Here is a 17,995-nt window from a genome sequence, read left to right as displayed (position 1 = left end):
TACCGGCGCCCTAGTGTGGTGTTTTGCAAATACGAACAATAAATCGCGAGCGATTTTTGCGCTCAGGCAAGGCGTCGCGACGAGTCGTAGCCCAGCTACGGCGAGGAGCGACAACGCCGCATGAGCGCAAAAAGCGCCGGGAGTTATGGTCGTTATTTGTGAAACACCACACTAGCGACCAGGCACAAAAAATCCGATGCCTTGCGGCATCGGATCTTCATGCAGTGATCAAGCCGACAGGCCTCGACTGTCGGGCATCAGGCACGTCTGCCGGATGCTGGCTCGATCAGGCGTCGACGGACGCTGTGGCCTTGTTGCCACTGTTGATCAGCGATCCGTAGCGCCGGCTGAACTCCTGGTTGTAGGGCACGTGGTTCTTGTTGACCCCGCTGTCCCAGTTGACCGACCAGGTCATCAGGCCCTTGATCGACACGCCCTTGGCGTAAAGGCGCTTGAACGCGTTGGTCACCGCCGTCGGGTTGATCACATAGCCGGTGGCGGCCGCGTCGACGTTGGCCGGCAGGCCGATGACGAACTTGTCGGCCGGGATCCGGGTGAAGCCGCGGGTGCCACTGACCAGGCTCTCGGTCAGGTAGAACAGGAAGTCCTCCTTCATGGCATCGTTGTTCTGCGCGATCCAGGCGCCGTTGCCATTGTTGGCCTCCTGCACCCAGAGCCCGTCGCCCCCCTGGTTGTAGAACTGCGGGGCGATGAAGTCGTAGTACCCCTCCAGTGCCTTGAGGTAGTCGACGTAGCGCCCCGCGCTGGTCAGGTAGGGGAACTCCGGTGCCATGCTGATGATGAAATGCTTGCCCTCGGCGGCGTAGTGATCCTTCACCAGTTTCAGCGCGGCAGGCAGGACCGTCTTGTTGGCGGCGAAATCGATCGCGCTCTGTTCAAGGTCGATGTCCAGCCCGTCGAAACCGTAGGTTTCCACCAGGCGAATGATTTCATTGGCCAGCGGTTGTTCATGGCCCGGGTTCAGGGCGATATGCGCATCGGCGCCGCCCAGGGACATCAGCACCGCCCTGCCCTGGCTGTTGAGCACGCCCACCTGGCGCCGGAACTCGGCATCGGACAGGTTGTACGGCTTGAAGGTCGGTATGCCGCTACCTTTCATGAAGGCCACCGCCACCACGTTGTAGTCGCGTGGCACCTCCTCCAGGCTCATGTTGGCGAACTGCCCGCGCTGGTAACCATCCGCCGGGCCGGCCGGCCAGTTGTGCCAGTAGCCCATGAGGATCTTCTTGCCCGCCAGGCTGGGCATCCGCGATGCAGCGTCATCCTGCGCTGCCTTGAGTTGGGTAAAGTCAATCGTTGCCATGTTCCAATCCTTCAGAACGTGTGTAGATCCCGCGGACTTACTGGAAGTCGACGTCGAATGCCTGGTAGAAGGCGTTGCCGGTATTGGCGACGATCCACATCAGCACGATCACGTGACGGCCTTTCTTGTTGGCCGGCAGCTTCACTTCGTGGTCGACCTTGGCCTTCAACTCGCCGGCGTGGCTGTAGTACGGCACCTGCGGGTAGAAGTCCTCGGCGAACGGCTTGTCTTCCAATTGCGCACGGGTGATGCGTTGTTTCGGGTCCCAACCGTCCTTGGTGATCAGCCAGCGATAGCCACGGGTGGTATGCGGCGCGGTGTAGCGCCAGGTCACCTTGAACACTTGCCCGGCGTCGACATTGATCAGCGGCCAGGTAAAGGCGCGGTTGAGCTTCTTGCCCATCTCCTCGTCGGTGAAGTTAACGCAGTCACGGGCGTCGGTCTTGCCACCGCTGAGGATGTAGCCATCGGCGGGCGGCGCGACGCTCGGGTTGTCCGACTGGAACGGCGCGGGGAACGGACCGGCGGCCAGGGCCGGGAAGTTCTTGCCGCCTTCCATTTCATCGACCTGCCAGCCGCTCAGCACGCCGAGGTCGATGGCGACGGCGCCACGCGAGGCTGGGGTGGTGACACGACCGTGACGAAGCGGGTTCTGGTTTTCTGGTTGGTTCATCGTTGTAACTCCATGTGGTTTGAGAACTCTCCCTTTCCGAAGGAGAGGCCTTCAAACTAACGGAGCTGGATTTATTGTCCACGCAGCCATTTTTGCTCCTGGCGTGCTCAGGCATTGGAATCACCAATGAATACTGGACAAATATACAGTATAACTTGAATTATCCTACTCACCCTGAAGCAAAACACCTACACGCCAACGCGACGTCTGCCAGTGCCCGAGCCTGTCAGCCAATGAAGTACTGCCGGCGTTTCGAGCGGTAGTTCGACGGGTCCAGGTGCGCGGGCAGCCATTGCCCGGCCGTCTCCTTCAGATAATTGCCCTGGCTGCCGGGCCGGTCCTGGTACCTGGCCGCCAGGTAGCGGGCGTAGTGATGGTCGAACAGGCGCATGAATTCGCCGAAGTAGATGTCCGCCACCCGGGTGTCGCCGTGGATCACCAGCATGTTCTCGTCGTTCTTCACCTGGGAGGCGCTGCTGAAGTTCGCCGAGCCCGTCACCACCGTGGGCTGCTCGCCCAAGGGATCGACCAGCATGTACTTGGTGTGGATGTAATCGTTGCTGTTGAGCGGGTTGTCGCGTTCCTTCAGCGCGTTGCTCAGCGTGTTGTCCTCGCTCAGGTAGCTACCGGCAGCGAAGATCACGTCACCGTCGGTACCGATGTTCTCCGTCGCCTTCAGCGGATCGTCCTTGATCACGTAGCGCAGCACATCGTTCTGTGCCTGGAACACCGCCTGGAATTCGGCGGCGATCTCGAAGGCAGCGGTGAAGCACACCAATTGACTGGCCGCGCTGGCCAGGTTGGCGTACCACTGCAAGGTCTTGCGCGCCTGGGGCTCCTCGTTATCTTCGCGCGGGCTGAACACGGGATAGGTGCCCGGCTGCAACGGCAATGCCGGCAGCGGGCTGGCCTGGGCATTGGGCGTGCGCAACTTGCCTGGCGTCAGGTTGCGTTGCAGGCGTGTCCAGTAATCAAGGTATCGCCGGGCGATTTCGGGGTCGTGGACGACGTGCCCCACGTTCGAATGGCCGAAGATCCCACCGGCCGAGATATTGGTCGAGCCGGTCCAGACACTGACCGGCTGGCCATGCTCGAGCAGCACGATGAACTTGTTGTGGCGGATACCTTCGCTGACCGTACGCGGATGAGCGTGGGCGGCCAGGCCGGCCTGGGCGATGGTGGCCTGGTTCTCGGCCTTGTACTTGCTGGCCGCGTCATAGACCACCTGCACGTCGCCTTCTTGCGCGGCATCGCTTAGCGCCTGGGCGACCGGCAGGTAGTGAAATTCATAGAACGCCGCGCGCAACCCCATGCCCGGCCTGGCACCGCGTTCGATGAAGGCAAGCAGGGCTTCGTACAAGCCTCGCGAAAGCCACCTCATCGGCTTGGATTGCGGCGCGTCAGGGTCGGGAGCGACGTTGTCGAACTCCCGGGCATAGGCCTGGGAGCCGATCACGCCACGGTTGAAGTGCACGTCGTGGCGCACGCCCGTGCCTGGCGCCGTCGTGCTTTCGCAGCGCACACGCACGGCAACACCCAGGGCCTCATCCACACGCAGGTTCTTCGGCTCGCCGAACACCGGTTGCACCGCGTACTCGTAGTCGCCTTCGGCAGTGGCGGTGTAGTCCGCCCACAGGAAACTCTGGATGGGGTGCTCGCTGGTCGGCACCCGCGTGCCCGGGGGCAGCCCCTTGTCCTTGTCTGCGAAGCGTTTCAAGCCACGCAGGTAATAGCGGGTACGCACCTGGCCGGCCGCGTCGAACTGCTTGCGCTGCACGGCAAAGCCCAGCAGGTTCTGCTCGGCGACCAGCGTCGCAAGGTTCGGTGGCGTGACGAAGTCCCAGGCCAGCACCACGACATGGGTACCGGTGATGGCGCGTACGCGCAGGTAGTCGCCCGTGGCGGATGCTCGCATGGGAGGCACTCCTTGCAGGAAGGTTACTGGTAGGGTATGCGGACCTTGATCTGCTGGTTGTCGGGAGTCCCGCCGGCCGGGCACGGCATTGGGCCGAGCTGTTTGTCCAGGCAGACCCAGAGCTCTTTCAGGCGGTTGCCCGACCCCACCGATACCCGCAGGCTCTGCGCAGGCAGCGCCGGGTTATGGGCCAGGAACGCCTGCTTGATGTCGCTCACCTTGGCGTCCACCAATTGATTGGGGCCCGCTTCGCTGCCGAGCATTTCCTGCAGGGAGGGCCGCTGCAGCGAGTCGTAGACCCGCTGGATATCGGCAAAGTAGCGGTCCGGCGACGACCAGCCGCAGGTACCGTGGGCCTGCCATTCGTTCTGCATCAGGTCCGGCCCGGGCATCATGCACAGGTGCTGCCTGACCAAGGGTGCCGGCAACGAACCGACAGTCTGGCAGTTGCGCGGATGGTCCTGGTTGGACCTGGCGTAGCCATTCTGCGGCCACAGGCCGTGCACCACCCACTCGAAACGATTGCCCGAGAAGCACTGGAAGGCATGCTTTTCGCGTTGCGCCTTGGGCTTGTTGCGCTGGGCTTCACAATGCTCCGGCGACCAGGACAGCACCAGGGCCAGGTAATCGGTGGGCAGGTCCTTGTTGACGTAATCCACGGGGCGGGCCGGCGCAGGCTCGACATTGTCGGGCAACACGCAGACTTGCTCGGCGAAGGTGGGCGAGGCGGCGGCTGCCAGGCAGCCAAAGAGCAGCGTTTTCAGGCGGGTTGCAGATCGTGGTGTCCATTGCATGATGACCTCCTTGTCGGGTGCGACAGGCTCCGTGCCTGTCGCTCGGTTTAACCCGTCATGTGATGGTGTAGCGCGAATATGACGATTCGTCAGTGGCGGTTTGCTGTATCGTTCACCCCTGCGGCAGCACCCAGCGTCAATGAAGTGGAAGAACATGAACCGTCGTAAAAAGATCAACCAACTGTTGAAAGCCCACGCCAAGAAGGCCAGCGCCAAGTTGGCGCCGAAAAACAGGAACCCCTACATCTCCAAGGCCGACCGGTTGAAACTGGCGGCCGAGGCCGGCCAGCCCGAAGCAGACCTGGTGAGCGACGGCGCGCCGGCACAGCCCTGAACCTTCTGCATGAGCGAGCAATGCGATGGACCTCAAGTTCAGCCACGTGGATGTACTGGTCGCCGATCTGGATGCCGCCTGTAGCTATTACGCGCAGGTGCTGGGCGCCGACATTTCCCGGACGCTGGTCTGGGAACGCGGCGGCCTGCACGTCCACTACGCGATCGCCCGGGTCGGCCAGGAGCGTTTCATGCTGGTCCAACCGTTGGCGGGCAACCTCAAGGACCTGCTCGATACCCATGGCGAAGGGATGATCTACCGCCATTGCTATTCCACGCCGGACATCGAGCAGGCCTATGACCAGCTGACGGCCAATGGCATCCAGCCCGAGGACGAGAACGGCAGGCCACTGGCTCGCGAGCACCTGCAATCGCCTGCCGGGGCCCGCATCATCTGGTTGCCCAAGCGTTTCGGGCATTTCTCGATCGAGATCATCGAGGCCCTGGCGCTCGAAGCCTTCATCGCAGACGCGTTCAGCCCTTCGGCCGTTGCAGGCTGACTGCGGCGCCTATCACTCGCCTGGCCCGGCAAACGCCCGCACCAACTGCTCGATCACCGCGCGCACCCGCGCCGTGTGGCGCAGGTCCTGGTGGGTGACCATCCACACCTCGTAGGGCTGGCTGCGCATGCGTTGCGGCCAGACTCGCCGCAAGCCGTCACGCTGCCCCAGCTCCACCGGGATCTCCCCCAGGCCCAGGCCTTCGGCGATGCCGCGGCGCAGCATCATGCTGGCGTTGGCCGCCATCACCACCCGCCCTTCGCCCAGGGGCACGTCCACCAGGGTCGGTTCGGCGCGGTCGCGCCAGTACGGCTCATACACCACCAGGTCGTGGCCGGCAAAGCTGCCCTCCTCCGGCACGCCCCGCCGCGCCAGGTAATCCGCCGAAGCGAACAGGCCCATCTGCCAGCTGGCCAGCTTGCGCAGCACCAGGTCGGGGCTGTCCGGGCGCTGGTTGCGGATGGCGATGTCGGTTTCACGTTGCGACAGATTGACGATCTCCGAACTGCCACTGAGCACCGCGCGCACCTCAGGATGGGTCTCGTGCACCTGCCGCAGTGCCGGGATGACGAACTCCAGGGCCAGGGAGTCAGTGGTGGCGATGCGCACCTCGCCGGCCTCCTCGTTGTCCGCGCCTCGGGTTCGGCGGGCCAGCTCCAGAGCCGCCTGTTCCATCTTCTGCGCCATTTCCACGGCCACTTCACCGATGGCGGTCAACTGGTAGCCGGCCGGCGTGCGCAGGAACAAGGTCGAGCCCAGGTCCGCCTCCAGCGCCGCCACCCGCCGGCCCACCGTGGCCTGGTCGACCCGCAGCACCCGGGCGGCGCGGCGCAGGGTCTGTTCGCGGCTCAAGGCCAGCAGCATGCGGGCATCATCCCAGTTCATTGGTCCACTCCTGATTGGGGGCGCGCCGCGCCCCATCGCTGGCAAGCCAGCTCCCACAGGGATCACCTGCGCATTGTGGGAGCTGGCTTGCCAGCGATGAGGCCAGTACAGGCAACACAAAACCGCTTCCCACAACAATTCGCAGGGATGCGGCAGGCTGAAGAAAATCTGCAAAGGTGCGTCGCAAAATCGCCGCGCGACCGGACAACCCGGGTTGCATACCCTGTGACGCAACGGGCCGGCACGGCCTTTCTTCAGAATGACAGAGGTCTTCATGCGTCACATCATCCCCAGCCAAATGAGCGCCATCGACATCACCCGGCCAGGCGGCCCCGAGGTCCTGCAGGTTGCCAGCCATGCCACGCCCCAGCCAGGCCCGCGCGAGGTGCTGGTGCAGGTGCATGCCGCTGGCGTCAACGGCCCCGACCTGCTGCAGCGCAAGGGCCTGTACGATCCACCCGCCGGCGCGCCGGCCATCCCGGGCCTGGAGATCGCCGGCAAGGTGGTGGCCATCGGCGAGCAGGTCCGTCACTTTGCCCTCGGCGATGCCGTGATCGCCCTGGTCCAGGGCGGGGGTTATGCCGAGTACGCTGTGGCCGACGAACGCACCACCGCGCACCTGCCGGAAAACCTGTCGATGGTCGAGGGCGCGGCGCTGCCGGAAACCTTCATGACCGTGTGGGTCAACCTGTTCCAGCGCGGCGGCTTCAAGGCCGGTGAAAGCGTGCTGATCCATGGTGGCGCGTCGGGCATCGGCACTACCGCGACGCAGCTGGCCCGGGCCTTCGGCGCGGCGAAGATCTTCACCACGGTCAATGGCGCCGGGCAACAGGCCGCAAGCCTCGAACTTGGCGCCGACGTGGCCATCGACTACACCCGCGAGGACTTCGTCGAGCAAGTCATGGCGCACACCGACGGCAAGGGCGTGGATGTGATCGTCGACATCATCGCCGGCGACTACGTGGCGCGGAACTTCAGGGCCGCCGCCATGGACGGGCGCATCGTGCAGATCGGCGTGGTCAAGGGCCCGGCCACCGAGGTCGACCTGTTCCCGCTGCTGACCAAGCGCCTGACCCATATCGGCTCGACCCTGCGCGCGCGCAGCGCCGACGACAAGGCGGCGATCCTCGGCGAGCTGCAGGCCAAGGCCTGGCCCCATGTACGCAGCGGCGCGGTCAAGCCGCTGATCCACGCCACCTTCCCGCTGGCAGCGGCCAGCCAGGCCCATGAACTGATGGAGTCGGGCCGGCATATCGGCAAGGTGGTGCTGAACGTCGCGCACAAGGGCTGAGTCAGTCGAGCGCACCGCTGCCCAGGGCGATCCTGATCGCCTGGGCGGTGGTGCTCACTCCCAGGCGCCGGCGGGCGGCGCGCAGGTGGTTTTCCACCGTGCGCAGCGACAGGCCGAGGGTGGCGGCGATATCGGCCTGGCGCTGCCCGGCGGCGGTCCAGGCCAGGACCTGGCGCTCACGCTCGGACAAACGCCCCTGGCCGCTGGGCGCTTCCAACAGCCGCCGAGCGCCCGCGAACGCGGCCTGGGCCAGCAGCGTCAGGGCCAGGCGTGCGGCAGATGTCGCCACGACCTGCGCGCCACCGAAACTCATGGCGCCTTCCAGGCCTGCGGGACCGAACACCGGCACCTGCAAGCCGTGGATACCCGGCCCGCTCGGCGTTCGTACCACGCGGTAACGCTCGTTGCCATCGTCCAGCCGCTTGCTCCAGAAGAACGGCTCGCGTGCCGCCAGCAGGTGACGGGTCACCGGACAGTGGCGCACGTAGGTCTGGGCGTCGACCGCCTGGCCATCGCCGAACCAGTCCCCCTCCACCCAATGGATACGCTCGACCACCTCGTCCCGCGCAGCGCTGGCGCTGAACAGCACGAAGCGGTCATAGCCCAGCGGCCGGGCGACATTGCGCACGGCCGACTGGATATCCGCCAGGTCGGTGGCCTGCGCGATCCGCTGGACGGCTTGCACCAGCTGATCGAACGGCAAGTCCCTCATCCGCCGTTGACTGCCTTGAGCAACGCCGAGGCGGCCAGCTTGCCGAGGGCATTGCCGGCCAAAGGACTGTCGCCGGTGAGCAGCTTGCGATCCTGGTGGACGGCACCGGAGATGCCCTCGTTGATGATCTCGACGCCCTGGGCCTGCAGGTGTTCGCCGAACTTCCAGGTCAGGTGGCCGGGCATGTAGCCGATGTCCGGGGTCTTGGCATCCAGATCGTCAGGGAAGGCGCAGATCTTGTAGCCGTCGTAGAGCTTGCCGCCGGCCAGCAGCGCCGCCGGGCCGTGGCACAGGGTGATGACGAACTTGTCGTGGTCCGCCGCCCATTTCAGCACTCGCCCGACTTCCTCGCTTTCCGGCAGGCCGATCAGCGCGCCGTGGCCGCCCGGGATGAATACACCGATATAGTCCGAGTCCTCACCCAGGGCCTGTTCCAGCACATCGGCGAGCTTGCGCGGCTGCTTGAACGCTGGCTTGTAGCGATCGAACAGGCCCAGCACCTCGGTGTCCTCGCCCGGCATGGCCCAGTATTCGAACTTGACCGGGTTGCCCGACAAGGTCGCGACGTCGAAGGCAAAACCGGCCTTGTCCAGGTGGTACATCGGCAGCAGCGTTTCCACCGGGTGGTTGCCGGTGGAGAACAGCGTGCCGTTGTCGGTGAGCAGGTAGCGCTCGTCGGCGCCGATCAGCAGCACCTTCCAGCGTCCGCCACGGTAGGCGTCGGGATAGTCGGCGCCGCTGAGGTCGGACTTGCGCGAGGTGAACTGGCTGAGGGAATACGGCGAAGGGAAGAAGGCGTTGTCCTCGGCCGGGTCGGGGGTTGGGCGTTTGTCGTCGTTGGGGCTGGTCATGGTTGTGCTCCTGTGCCTGGGGTAGGTAACCGGATCCATGCTAGGAGGCCGCCGGATGAGCGGCAATGAGGGTTTTCCCTCAATGGCTACCCGTGGCATCGGTACAACGGCCCTCGCGGTCCCTACAGCACATCACCCGATCCTCCGGGGCTGCAGAGCAGAGAATGAGGTTGCAAGCATCATCAGCGTGGGAGCGGGCTTGCCCCGCGATGCGGTGTATGGCACCGGCTGCGCCGGTGATAGCGGGGCCAGCCCGCTCCCACGCTATCCGTGCCAAACCAGTGCATCACGTTGTGTTCGAAGCGGGGCCACCAATGGACCCAGAGCAGTCTAGTCGAGCGCGGCAGGCGTATCGACGTCGCGCACTATCCCGCCATCGTCCAGTTCCAACACGACAACGCGATCGGCATGCCGCCGCAGCACCGAGCGCGCCCCTTCATCACCAGCCAACAGCGTCAGCTCGGCCCAGTAATCCCGGCCGAACACCACCGGGTGGCCGTTCTGCCCCTGATGACGCGGCACCACGATGACCGAGGGCGCCGCCGAGGCGAGCAGACGACGGAAGGTCGCCGCCCCGATCCATGGCATGTCCCCGAGCAGGATCGCCACCGCCTGCGCCTCGCTGTCACCCAGCGACGCCGCGCCAGCCGCCAGGCTATGACCCATGCCCAGTCCTGCCTCGGGGCTGTGGACGACCCGGCAGGCCGGCGGCAACCCAAGGTCCTCGGCCCACTCGCCAGCGCGCAGCACCACGCGCACCTCGTCGAACGCCGCCAGGGCGCGCTCCACACTGTGCTGCAACAAGCTGCGCCCATCGGCCATCAAGGCCCGGCGCTTGTCCGCGCCAAAGCGCGCGCCCTGCCCGGCCGCCAGCACCAGGGCGACGACCTTCACAAGGCCTCGCGGGCGATACCGCTGCGGGTCCGCAGGATATCGGCGAGCACCGCCAGGGCGATCTCCGCCGGCGTCTTGCTGCCCAGGTTCAGGCCGATCGGCGCATGGATGCGCGCCATGTCGGCATCACCGAGCTCGCCGATGCGGCGCAGGCGCTCACGACGCTTGGCCGACGTGGCCTGTGAGCCCATCACACCGATGTAGAACGCTTCGGTACGCACTGCTTCGAGCATGGCCAGGTCGTCGATCTTGGGGTCGTGGGTGAGCGCCACCACCGCGGTGTCGCGATGGCAGCCGCCGTTGGCGATGAACAGCGAAGGCAGTTCACGACGGATTTCTATCCCGTCCAGCGCCACGTTGTCCATCACCTCGTCGCGAGGGTCGCACAGCACCACCTCGAAACCCAGGCCCTTGCCAAACTCGGCACAAAAGTGCGCGACGCTGGAGTAGCCTGCCAGCAACAGGCGCTGGGCGGCGCCGATGCGCAGGCGCACGCAATGCTCGCCACGCTCCACCCGTGGCCCCTGGCCGAGGTCATCGCTCAGCCGCCGTTCACCGCTGCGCAGGTCGACCTCGCGCAACAGCCGCCGACGCCCGAGCAAGGCACTCTCCAGCTCGGCAAGATGCGCCTGGGTGGCGCAGTCGCCGGGCAGGTTCTCCACCAGCACGTCGAGAATGCCGCCGCACGGCAGGCGGATGTTGCCGCGGGTGTCGCTGCCGTCGCCATAGCGCACCACGGCAACCGCCGAGGCGAACTCGCCAGCGGACACCCGCTCGAGGAAGTCATCCTCGACACAGCCACCCGACAGCGATCCCACCCAGTGCCCACCCTCGCCCACCGCCAGCAGCGAACCCGGCGCGCGCGGCGCCGAGCCATAGGTGCACAGCACACTGCACAGCCACACGCGCAGCCCGTCGCGCGACCATTGCGCCGCCTGGCGCACCACCTGCAGGTCGAGATGCTGCACGGGTCAATCCGCCTTCAGCTGGGCCAGCTGCTGGGTGGTCAGGTCGCCTGGCAGGCCGCCCCAGGCTTCGCGCAGGTAGTTGACCATGTCGGTCAGCTGCTGGTCGTCGAGCTTGTCGGCGAAGCCCGGCATCGGTTGCATGCGCTCGAAGCCGGTGAACTGCTGTTCGCGGATGCCGTCTACGATGGCTTTGACCAGGTTGCGCGAGTCGGCTTGGCGCAGCACGGTGTTGCCCTGCATGGCCACGGCAATGTGCGGCTTGCCCTCGCCATCACCGCCGTGGCAGCCGGCGCAGACATTGAGGTACTGCTGGCGGCCACGCTTGGCGCTCTCGCCCAAGGTTTCGTGGGCCACCGCCTGCACCACCTTGGCCGCCGGCGGCTGGTCGCCGAGCAGGTAGGTGGCCATGGCCGACAGGTCGCTGTCTTCAAGGTGCTGGGTGCTGTGGTGCACCACCGGGTACATCTCGTTGAACATGCTGCCCTGGGCACTGATACCGTGCTTGAGGAAGGTCGCCAGGTCGGCCTGGTTCCAGCCGCGGTCGGCCAGGTCCTGGGCCAGCAGGCTCGGCGCCAGGTAGCCCAGCAGCAGGCCGCCGGTCAGGCGTTTGTCCTGCTGCAGTGCGCCGATGGGGTTGCGCGGGGTGTGGCACTCGCCGCAATGGCCGAGCACCTCGACCATGTACTGGCCGCGCTTCCACGCCTCGCTGTTGCCCTTGCCCTCCTCCAGTTGCACGCTCTTGCCGTACAGCAGGTTCCAGCCCATCAGGCCGGTGCGCACGTTGAACGGGAAGCTCAGGCTGGTTTCCGGCGCCGGCCGGTTGATCGGCGCCACGCTCATCAGGTAGGCGTGGATCGCATCGGAATCCTCGCGCTTGATCAGGTGGTACGAGGTGTAGGGCATGGCCGGGTAGAGGTTGGCGCCGTCCTTGCGCTTGCCCTCGGTGAGGGCGGCGAAGAACTCGTCGCTGCTGTAGTTGCCGATGCCGTGCTGCTTGTCCGGGGTGATGTTGGTGCCGTAGATGGTGCCGAATGGCGAATGGATCGGCAGACCGCCAGCGTAGGGCGCGCCGCCCTCGGCGGTGTGGCAGGCCATGCAGTCGGCGGCGCGGGCGAGGTATTCGCCGCGCTTGATCAATGCCTCATCGGCCGCCTGGACATTGCAGGCGACCAGCGCGCCAATGGCCAGGGCGAGGCTGCTCAGAACTCGCGTCATGCTCAACCCTCCTTGACCAGGCCGAGGTCGCCCAGCACGTCGCGGGTCGCCTCGTAGTAACGCACATAGCCGGTGCAGCGGCACACATGATGGCCGAGGCTGGCTTCGATGGCCTGCTCCAGCTCGCTTTTTTTCAGCGGCTTGCGCTGGGCCTTCTCCACCAGCACCGTGGCGGCGTTGACGAAGCCCGGGGCGCAGTAGCTGCACTGGAAGGCGAAGCGGTCGACGAACTTCTGCTGGATCGGGTTCAACTCAGTGGGGTTGCCCGCTTCGTCGCGTTTGGCGTGACCTTCGATGGTGCGCACTTTCTTGCCCTCGAAATAGTGCGCGCCGGTGATGCAGGTGCGCACTTCCTCGCTGGTGCCGTCGGGGTTGTCGACGATCACCACGCAGGCGTGGCAGATGCCCTGCCCGCAGCCCAGGCGCGAGCCTGTGAGGTTCTGGTATTCGTGCAGGTAGTCGATCATCGCCAGGTCATCGGGGACCACTTCGGTGACGACAGGTTGACCGTTGAGGGTCAGTTGCAGCTTGCGGTCAGCCATTGAGGGCCTCCTTGACGCGGGCGGGGGTGATGGGCAGGTCGCGGACACGCTTGCCGATGGCATGGGCCACGGCGTTGCCGATGGCGCCGACCACCGGGATCATCACCACCTCGGCAATGCCCTTGGACGGGTCGGTCGGCGACAGCGGCGGCAGGATCTCGGACGTCTGCTTCCACACCGCCACATGCCGGGCCATCGGCAGGCGGTAACGGTTGAAGTTCCAGTCGCCCTCACCCGGGCCACCCTCGTACAGCGGCATCTCTTCCAGCAGCGCATGGCCGATACCCATGGCGATACCGCCTTCGAGCTGGCCCTTGACCAGCTCGGGCACCAACACCCGGCCGCACTCGACCCAGCTGTGGTGGTTGAGTACTGTGACCTCGCCACTGCCCTTGTTCACCTTGACCTCGACGATGGTCGCCACCGGGCTGTAGTAGGTGACCATGGCGTTGTTCAGCTGGGTGGCCGGGTACTCGGCGTTCTGCCGGTCGAGCAGGTGGAAGCCGGCGCTGTTCATCTGCGCCTTCTTCGCGTTCACCGCACCGTCGCCGTACTTCACCGCCAGCGCATCGAGCGGCAGGCGCTCGCGCACGCCGTCGATGACGAAGTCGGCCTCGGCCCAGCTCCAGCGGTTGAAGCCATGCACGCTGACGCCGGTGATCAGGCCCATCTCGTGGGCCTTCTTCGCAAGCTCCGCGAACGGGATCGGCTCCAGGCCGTTGCCGGTCAGCGCGCCGTTGACCCACACCGCGTTCTCGCGACGCACCACCAACGGGTTGGCCTGGCCGCCGAACGGGCCCTGGCTCCACAAGGCCATGGCTGCCGGCCACAGGCCGTGGTTGAACAGCACCCGGGCCGCCTCGCGGGTGGCGTGGCTGAAGTAGAACGCCGAGTTGGTCGCCGACGACGGCGAAGCCAGCTTGGCGACCCAGCGCGGGTTGCGCAGCGCGGCGTCCTGCTCGGCCTGGCTGATCAGGTAGGGGTTGCCGCTGGTGCTCAGTTGCAGCTCAGGCCATTCGGTCTGGGCGGTCTGCACGTGATCGGCGACGCGGCCGAGGAAGTCGCTGACCACCAGGGCCTGGGAGGTCGACATGCCGGTGCCCAGCTCGGTGCCGATATGGCGCAAAGTAATCTGGCCATCGGCAGTGAACTCGACCGCCGCCATCGGCGCTTCGGCGCCGGTGCCGAAGTCCTTCTGGGTGATGGCGAAGCCCACGCCGTACCAGTTGTCGTGGTCCTTGGCGTCTTCGGCCTGCTTGCGCGCATGGCGGTTCTTCCACCAGTCGTGTTCCGCGGCCTTGTCGAGGATCTCGTGCAGGCGCAGGGCTCCGGCGGGCACCGCGCCCTGGGTGTTCTTCATGCCCGACTTGAGGGCGTTCTTGCGGCGCAGTTCGATGGCATCCACGCCCAGGCGGTCGGCAATCTCGTCGACCATCATCTCGGTGGCGGCCATGCTCTGCAGGGTGCCGTAGCCGCGCATGGAGCCGGCCTCGACGCCGCGCGAGTGGTAGGCGGTGACCGACAGGTCGTTCTGCGGCATGTAGTAGATCGACTGCGCGGCAGTAGCGCCTACTGAAGCCACCGACGGGCTGTAGTTGATGCGCCCGCCGCCGTCGACGGTCATGTCGGCGCGGAAGATCTTGAAGCTCATGTCCTTCTTGTCGACGGCCAGCTGGTAGCGGATGTCGAACGGGTGGCGCTTGATGCCACTCTGGAACTGCTCGTAGCGGTCGTTGGCCAGGCGGATCGGCACGCCCGCGCCGTACAGGGCGGCGACGGCGGCGTAGAACACGAAGATGTTGTTGTCCTTGGAGCCGTAGCCGACGGTGTAGCCCGGGTGCATGTTCAGGTGTTTCAGGCCGAAACGCGACGGCTTGATCATGTGCACGCATTCCTGCGCCACTTCGAACGGGCACTGGGTGGCGACGACAAAATGCAGGGTGCCGGTGGCCGGGTCGAACCAGCCGTTGCCGTTGTCCGGCTCGAGGGCTGCGGGCTCGATCGACGGGGTCTTGTAGCGCTCGTCGAACAGCAGCCAGTCTTGCGGCGGCTGCTTGAGCTGCTCGTCGATACGCTGGGCGTAGAACATCCCCTGCTCGGTGAGGGTGCCGTGCTGCTTGGGCTCGGCGGTCCATACCGGCTTGCGCGCCAGGATGGTGGGGAACAGCATGGTGTTCTTCAGGCTCGAGTATTCATCTTCGTCGAACGGCGTCTTGCCGGCCACGCGCACGAAACGGAAGCTGCCGTAGGGGTCGCGCTGGTACAGCGGCGCCTGGGCACCGTAGCGGATCGCCTGGTCGTTGAACTGCAGCTTGAGCTTGGCCTTGCGAAAGCGCTCGAAGTCGTTCCAGATCAGGATCGCCACCGGATGGCCGATGAACATCGGCACCTGGCCGGGCGGCAGCAACGGGTCTGGCGAATGGGCTTCGGGCCAGGCGATGCCGTCCTTTTTCAGGTCATCGGCGCTGACGACGCGGTCCGGCTGCAGCTCGGCGCCCAGCAGTGACAGGTCGTAGCCCGCGTAGATTCGGTCGGCCTTGGTCGCCTTGAGCAGCATGGCGTGGCCTTGCTGCTGTGGCCAGCCAGGCATGTCCTTGGCACGGATGTCGCGGGCGAACACCTTGTTGCCGCAGACCTTGGACAGCGCGTCGTTACGCAAACGCACCTTGCCGTCGTGGTTCATCCACTTCTGCGGCGAGGTGGTGACCTTGCTCTCCATCAGGGCGGCGAACGCCTGGCTGCCGAGCGGCGCCATGGTCACGCCGACACCGGCGATCAGCCCGCCTTGCAGGAACGAACGCCGGGAAATATCACGGTTGGACATGGTTGATCCTCTGGGCAGCTCTTGGGTTGCCCATGCTTTTTCTGGTGCTTGAGAAACTGAAAGGGCGCGCACGATCACAAAAACTGACTGCGAAGTCAAGTTAACGATCGTAGGGTGCCCTTGCAAGTCAAGCAGACAACTTGTCGCGGGGCGCCGCGAAGGGTCAATCCGGCAAGCGATAGCGCTCGGCGAAGTACTGGCGGAAGAACTCCACCGCCACCCGCACCTTGGCCGAACCTGCCAACGGCGCGGTATACACCGCCCAGATATCCGCCGCCTGCTGGTACTCGGGCAGCACCTGCACCAGGCGCCCATCGGCGATGCTGTCATGCACGTCCCACCAGGAGCGCAGCAGGATCCCTCGCCCGTCCAGGCACCACTGGTGCGCCACCTCGCCGTGGTTGCTGGAAAGCCCGCCGGTGACGCGCACGCTTTCCTCGCCCTGGGGGCCTTCCAGGTGCCACAGGCCGAACGGGTGGTCGCGCTCCTTGATCACCAGGCAATCATGGCTGACCAGGTCGGCCAGCACCCGTGGCGTGCCATGCGCGGCCAGGTAGCCAGGGGCGGCGCACAGCACCCGACGGTTGCGTGCCAGGGGCTTGGCGATCAGGTGCGGGGCGATGACGTTGCCCACGCGGATGTCCAGGTCCACCCCTTCGGCGATCAGGTCCACCAGGCGGTCATGCACATCCAGGCGGATGTCCAGCCCTGGGTAGCGCGCCGCCAGCTCCGACAACGCCGGCGCCACGAAGCGCCGCCCCAGCCCCAGGCTGCTGGCGATGCGCAGTTGCCCCGCCGGCTCGCGCTGGCCGGCGTTGAGGTCGTCGTCCATGCGCCGCAGGGTCTCGAAGATCTGCTGCGCCCACTGGTACACGCGCTCGCCCTCCTCGCTCACCGTCACCCGCCGGGTGGTGCGGTGCAGCAGGCGCACGCCGAGGCTTTCCTCCAGCAGGCGAATTCGCTTGCTGATGAACGCCGCCGACATGCCGCGCTCGTCCGCCACTGCGGCGAAGCTGGCGCGGCGCGCCACCTGCAGGAAGATGTCGAGGTCATCCAGGTTCGGCAAATTATTCACGTTTCGTGCACCAAGAATTGATGGATTGCCGGATTATCTCCGAAGCACAGCCTTATAGCATGGCCTGCATCTTCCCTGGACACGAGATGCGCCCCATGACCAAGACCTTCAAGATTGCCGCCATCCCCGGTGACGGCATCGGCAACGAAGTCCTCCCCGAAGGCCTGCGCGTGGTCGAGGCCGCCGCCCGCAAGCACGGCCTGGACCTGCAGTTCGAGTTCTTCGAATGGGCCAGCTGCGACTACTACCTGGCCCACGGCAAGATGATGCCTGACGACTGGTTCGACCAGCTCAAGGGCTTCGACGCCCTGTACTTCGGTGCAGTCGGCTGGCCCGACAAGGTCCCGGACCACATCTCGCTGTGGGGCTCCCTGCTCAAGTTCCGCCGCGACTTCGACCAGTACGTGAACATCCGCCCGGTGCGCCTGTTCCCCGGCGTGCCCTGCCCGCTGGCGCACAAGCAGCCCGGCGACATCGACTTCGTGGTGATCCGCGAGAACACCGAAGGCGAATACTCCTCTCTGGGCGGGCGCATGTTCGAAGGCACCGACAACGAGTTCGTGCTGCAGGAGTCGGTGTTCACCCGTCGCGGCGTCGACCGCATCCTCAAGTACGCCTTCGACGTGGCGCAGACCCGCGAGCGCAAGCACGTGACCTCGGCGACCAAGTCCAACGGCATGGCCGTGAGCATGCCCTACTGGGACGAGCGCACCGCCGCCATGGCCGCCCGCTACCCCGAGATCAGCTGGGACAAGCAGCACATCGACATCCTCTGCGCCCGTTTCGTGCTGCAGCCTGAGCGTTTCGACGTGGTGGTGGCCTCCAACCTGTTCGGCGACATCCTCTCCGACCTCGGCCCGGCGTGCGCCGGCACCATCGGCATCGCGCCGTCGGCCAACCTCAATCCCGAGCGCAAGTTCCCCTCGCTGTTCGAGCCGGTGCATGGCTCGGCGCCGGACATCTACGGCAAGAACATCGCCAACCCGATCGCGATGATCTGGTCCGGCGCGCTGATGCTCGAGTTCCTCGGACAGGAGAACAACGATGCCCGCTACCAGGCGGCCCACGACGACATCCTCAAGGCCATCGAGACGGTGATCGCCAACGGCGACACCACCCGCGACATGGGCGGTAGCCGTTCGACCCAGGAAGTGGGCAAGGCCATCGCCGAGCTGCTCGGCGCCTGATTTGACGTCAGG

The 17,995-nt window shown here is 65.7% G+C and carries 16 protein-coding genes and 1 pseudogene; 4 read left to right on the top strand and 13 right to left on the bottom strand.

The features are described from left to right. Positions 1-316: 316 nt before the first annotated feature. The 4 genes and pseudogenes from ACQ4OD_RS24990 to ACQ4OD_RS24975 all read right to left on the bottom strand — a co-directional run. Positions 317-1,324, bottom strand: a pseudogene (locus ACQ4OD_RS24990) (chitinase); the annotation flags it as partial. Between the two features lie 37 nt (positions 1,325-1,361). Further along, positions 1,362-1,997: a lytic polysaccharide monooxygenase auxiliary activity family 9 protein gene (locus tag ACQ4OD_RS24985; protein ID WP_046855967.1), complete on the bottom strand. Its 636-nt coding sequence runs from the start codon at positions 1,995-1,997 to the stop codon at positions 1,362-1,364. 226 nt (positions 1,998-2,223) lie between these two features. Continuing rightward, positions 2,224-3,912: a phospholipase D-like domain-containing protein gene (locus ACQ4OD_RS24980; RefSeq protein ID WP_430945118.1), complete on the bottom strand. Its 1,689-nt coding sequence runs from the start codon at positions 3,910-3,912 to the stop codon at positions 2,224-2,226. Positions 3,913-3,935: 23 nt separating this feature from the next. Further along, complete coding sequence (locus ACQ4OD_RS24975) at positions 3,936-4,706, bottom strand: ribonuclease T2 family protein (RefSeq protein WP_430945117.1); 771 nt, start codon at positions 4,704-4,706, stop codon at positions 3,936-3,938. Positions 4,707-4,860: 154 nt separating this feature from the next. Between ACQ4OD_RS24975 and ACQ4OD_RS24970 the strand changes: the two genes are divergently transcribed. Then, the gene (locus tag ACQ4OD_RS24970) at positions 4,861-5,040 is read left to right on the top strand and encodes a DUF2986 domain-containing protein (protein WP_277503622.1); all 180 of its coding nucleotides are present in this window, start codon (positions 4,861-4,863) and stop codon (positions 5,038-5,040) included. A gap of 25 nt (positions 5,041-5,065) precedes the next feature. Then, on the top strand, positions 5,066-5,539 hold the full coding sequence (locus ACQ4OD_RS24965; RefSeq protein WP_430945116.1) for a VOC family protein: 474 nt from the start codon (positions 5,066-5,068) through the stop codon (positions 5,537-5,539). 12 nt (positions 5,540-5,551) lie between these two features. On the opposite strand, the gene ACQ4OD_RS24960 is transcribed toward ACQ4OD_RS24965, so the two are convergent. Then, positions 5,552-6,424 (bottom strand): LysR family transcriptional regulator, encoded by an 873-nt coding sequence (locus ACQ4OD_RS24960; RefSeq protein WP_430945115.1) that lies wholly within the window; start codon positions 6,422-6,424, stop codon positions 5,552-5,554. 298 nt (positions 6,425-6,722) lie between these two features. Between ACQ4OD_RS24960 and ACQ4OD_RS24955 the strand changes: the two genes are divergently transcribed. Continuing rightward, a complete protein-coding gene (locus tag ACQ4OD_RS24955; RefSeq protein ID WP_177182907.1) occupies positions 6,723-7,715 on the top strand; it encodes an NAD(P)H-quinone oxidoreductase in 993 nt (330 codons plus the stop codon). A gap of 1 nt (position 7,716) precedes the next feature. Here ACQ4OD_RS24955 and ACQ4OD_RS24950 read toward each other — a convergent pair whose 3' ends face one another. From ACQ4OD_RS24950 to ACQ4OD_RS24915, 8 genes are all read right to left on the bottom strand, one after another. Further along, on the bottom strand, positions 7,717-8,427 hold the full coding sequence (locus ACQ4OD_RS24950) for a PA1136 family autoinducer-binding transcriptional regulator (RefSeq protein WP_139670723.1): 711 nt from the start codon (positions 8,425-8,427) through the stop codon (positions 7,717-7,719). Further along, a complete protein-coding gene (gene hchA, locus ACQ4OD_RS24945; RefSeq protein ID WP_430945114.1) occupies positions 8,424-9,278 on the bottom strand; it encodes a glyoxalase III HchA in 855 nt (284 codons plus the stop codon). Before hchA ends, ACQ4OD_RS24950 begins: the two co-directional genes overlap by 4 nt. A gap of 330 nt (positions 9,279-9,608) precedes the next feature. Further along, positions 9,609-10,172: a nucleotidyltransferase family protein gene (locus ACQ4OD_RS24940; RefSeq protein WP_430945113.1), complete on the bottom strand. Its 564-nt coding sequence runs from the start codon at positions 10,170-10,172 to the stop codon at positions 9,609-9,611. After that, entirely contained in the window at positions 10,169-11,140 is a 972-nt protein-coding gene (locus ACQ4OD_RS24935) for an XdhC family protein (RefSeq protein WP_139670715.1), read from the bottom strand. The genes ACQ4OD_RS24940 and ACQ4OD_RS24935 overlap by 4 nt, the downstream gene beginning before the upstream one ends. Positions 11,141-11,143: 3 nt before the next feature. Beyond that, positions 11,144-12,355 carry a cytochrome c gene (locus tag ACQ4OD_RS24930; protein ID WP_038705916.1) on the bottom strand — a complete coding sequence of 404 codons (1,212 nt, stop codon included), beginning with the start codon at positions 12,353-12,355 and terminating at the stop codon, positions 11,144-11,146. Positions 12,356-12,357: 2 nt separating this feature from the next. Next, positions 12,358-12,897 (bottom strand): (2Fe-2S)-binding protein, encoded by a 540-nt coding sequence (locus ACQ4OD_RS24925; protein WP_139670713.1) that lies wholly within the window; start codon positions 12,895-12,897, stop codon positions 12,358-12,360. Further along, entirely contained in the window at positions 12,890-15,721 is a 2,832-nt protein-coding gene (locus ACQ4OD_RS24920) for a xanthine dehydrogenase family protein molybdopterin-binding subunit (RefSeq protein ID WP_430945112.1), read from the bottom strand. Before ACQ4OD_RS24920 ends, ACQ4OD_RS24925 begins: the two co-directional genes overlap by 8 nt. 163 nt (positions 15,722-15,884) lie before the next feature. Then, complete coding sequence (locus tag ACQ4OD_RS24915) at positions 15,885-16,796, bottom strand: LysR substrate-binding domain-containing protein (protein WP_430945111.1); 912 nt, start codon at positions 16,794-16,796, stop codon at positions 15,885-15,887. A gap of 95 nt (positions 16,797-16,891) precedes the next feature. On the opposite strand from ACQ4OD_RS24915, the gene ACQ4OD_RS24910 reads away from it, so the two are divergent. Beyond that, entirely contained in the window at positions 16,892-17,983 is a 1,092-nt protein-coding gene (locus ACQ4OD_RS24910; RefSeq protein ID WP_198755662.1) for a tartrate dehydrogenase, read from the top strand. Positions 17,984-17,995 lie beyond the last annotated feature (12 nt).

The sequence above is a fragment of the Pseudomonas sp. WC1 genome, assembly GCF_050586565.1.
Lineage (GTDB): Bacteria > Pseudomonadota > Gammaproteobacteria > Pseudomonadales > Pseudomonadaceae > Aquipseudomonas.
Note: the sequence above shows the minus strand (reverse complement) of the source record. Positions and strands in the feature narration are given on the sequence as shown.

Coding starts and splice junctions, on each gene's coding strand:
- ACQ4OD_RS24985 (WP_046855967.1), bottom strand. CDS start 1,997: ATGAACCAACCAGAAAACCAGAACCCGCTTCGTCACGGTCGTGTCACC.
- ACQ4OD_RS24980 (WP_430945118.1), bottom strand. CDS start 3,912: ATGCGAGCATCCGCCACGGGCGACTACCTGCGCGTACGCGCCATCACC.
- ACQ4OD_RS24975 (WP_430945117.1), bottom strand. CDS start 4,706: ATGCAATGGACACCACGATCTGCAACCCGCCTGAAAACGCTGCTCTTT.
- ACQ4OD_RS24970 (WP_277503622.1), top strand. CDS start 4,861: ATGAACCGTCGTAAAAAGATCAACCAACTGTTGAAAGCCCACGCCAAG.
- ACQ4OD_RS24965 (WP_430945116.1), top strand. CDS start 5,066: ATGGACCTCAAGTTCAGCCACGTGGATGTACTGGTCGCCGATCTGGAT.
- ACQ4OD_RS24960 (WP_430945115.1), bottom strand. CDS start 6,424: ATGAACTGGGATGATGCCCGCATGCTGCTGGCCTTGAGCCGCGAACAG.
- ACQ4OD_RS24955 (WP_177182907.1), top strand. CDS start 6,723: ATGAGCGCCATCGACATCACCCGGCCAGGCGGCCCCGAGGTCCTGCAG.
- ACQ4OD_RS24950 (WP_139670723.1), bottom strand. CDS start 8,427: ATGAGGGACTTGCCGTTCGATCAGCTGGTGCAAGCCGTCCAGCGGATC.
- hchA (WP_430945114.1), bottom strand. CDS start 9,278: ATGACCAGCCCCAACGACGACAAACGCCCAACCCCCGACCCGGCCGAG.
- ACQ4OD_RS24930 (WP_038705916.1), bottom strand. CDS start 12,355: ATGACGCGAGTTCTGAGCAGCCTCGCCCTGGCCATTGGCGCGCTGGTC.
- ACQ4OD_RS24925 (WP_139670713.1), bottom strand. CDS start 12,897: ATGGCTGACCGCAAGCTGCAACTGACCCTCAACGGTCAACCTGTCGTC.
- ACQ4OD_RS24920 (WP_430945112.1), bottom strand. CDS start 15,721: ATGTCCAACCGTGATATTTCCCGGCGTTCGTTCCTGCAAGGCGGGCTG.
- ACQ4OD_RS24910 (WP_198755662.1), top strand. CDS start 16,892: ATGACCAAGACCTTCAAGATTGCCGCCATCCCCGGTGACGGCATCGGC.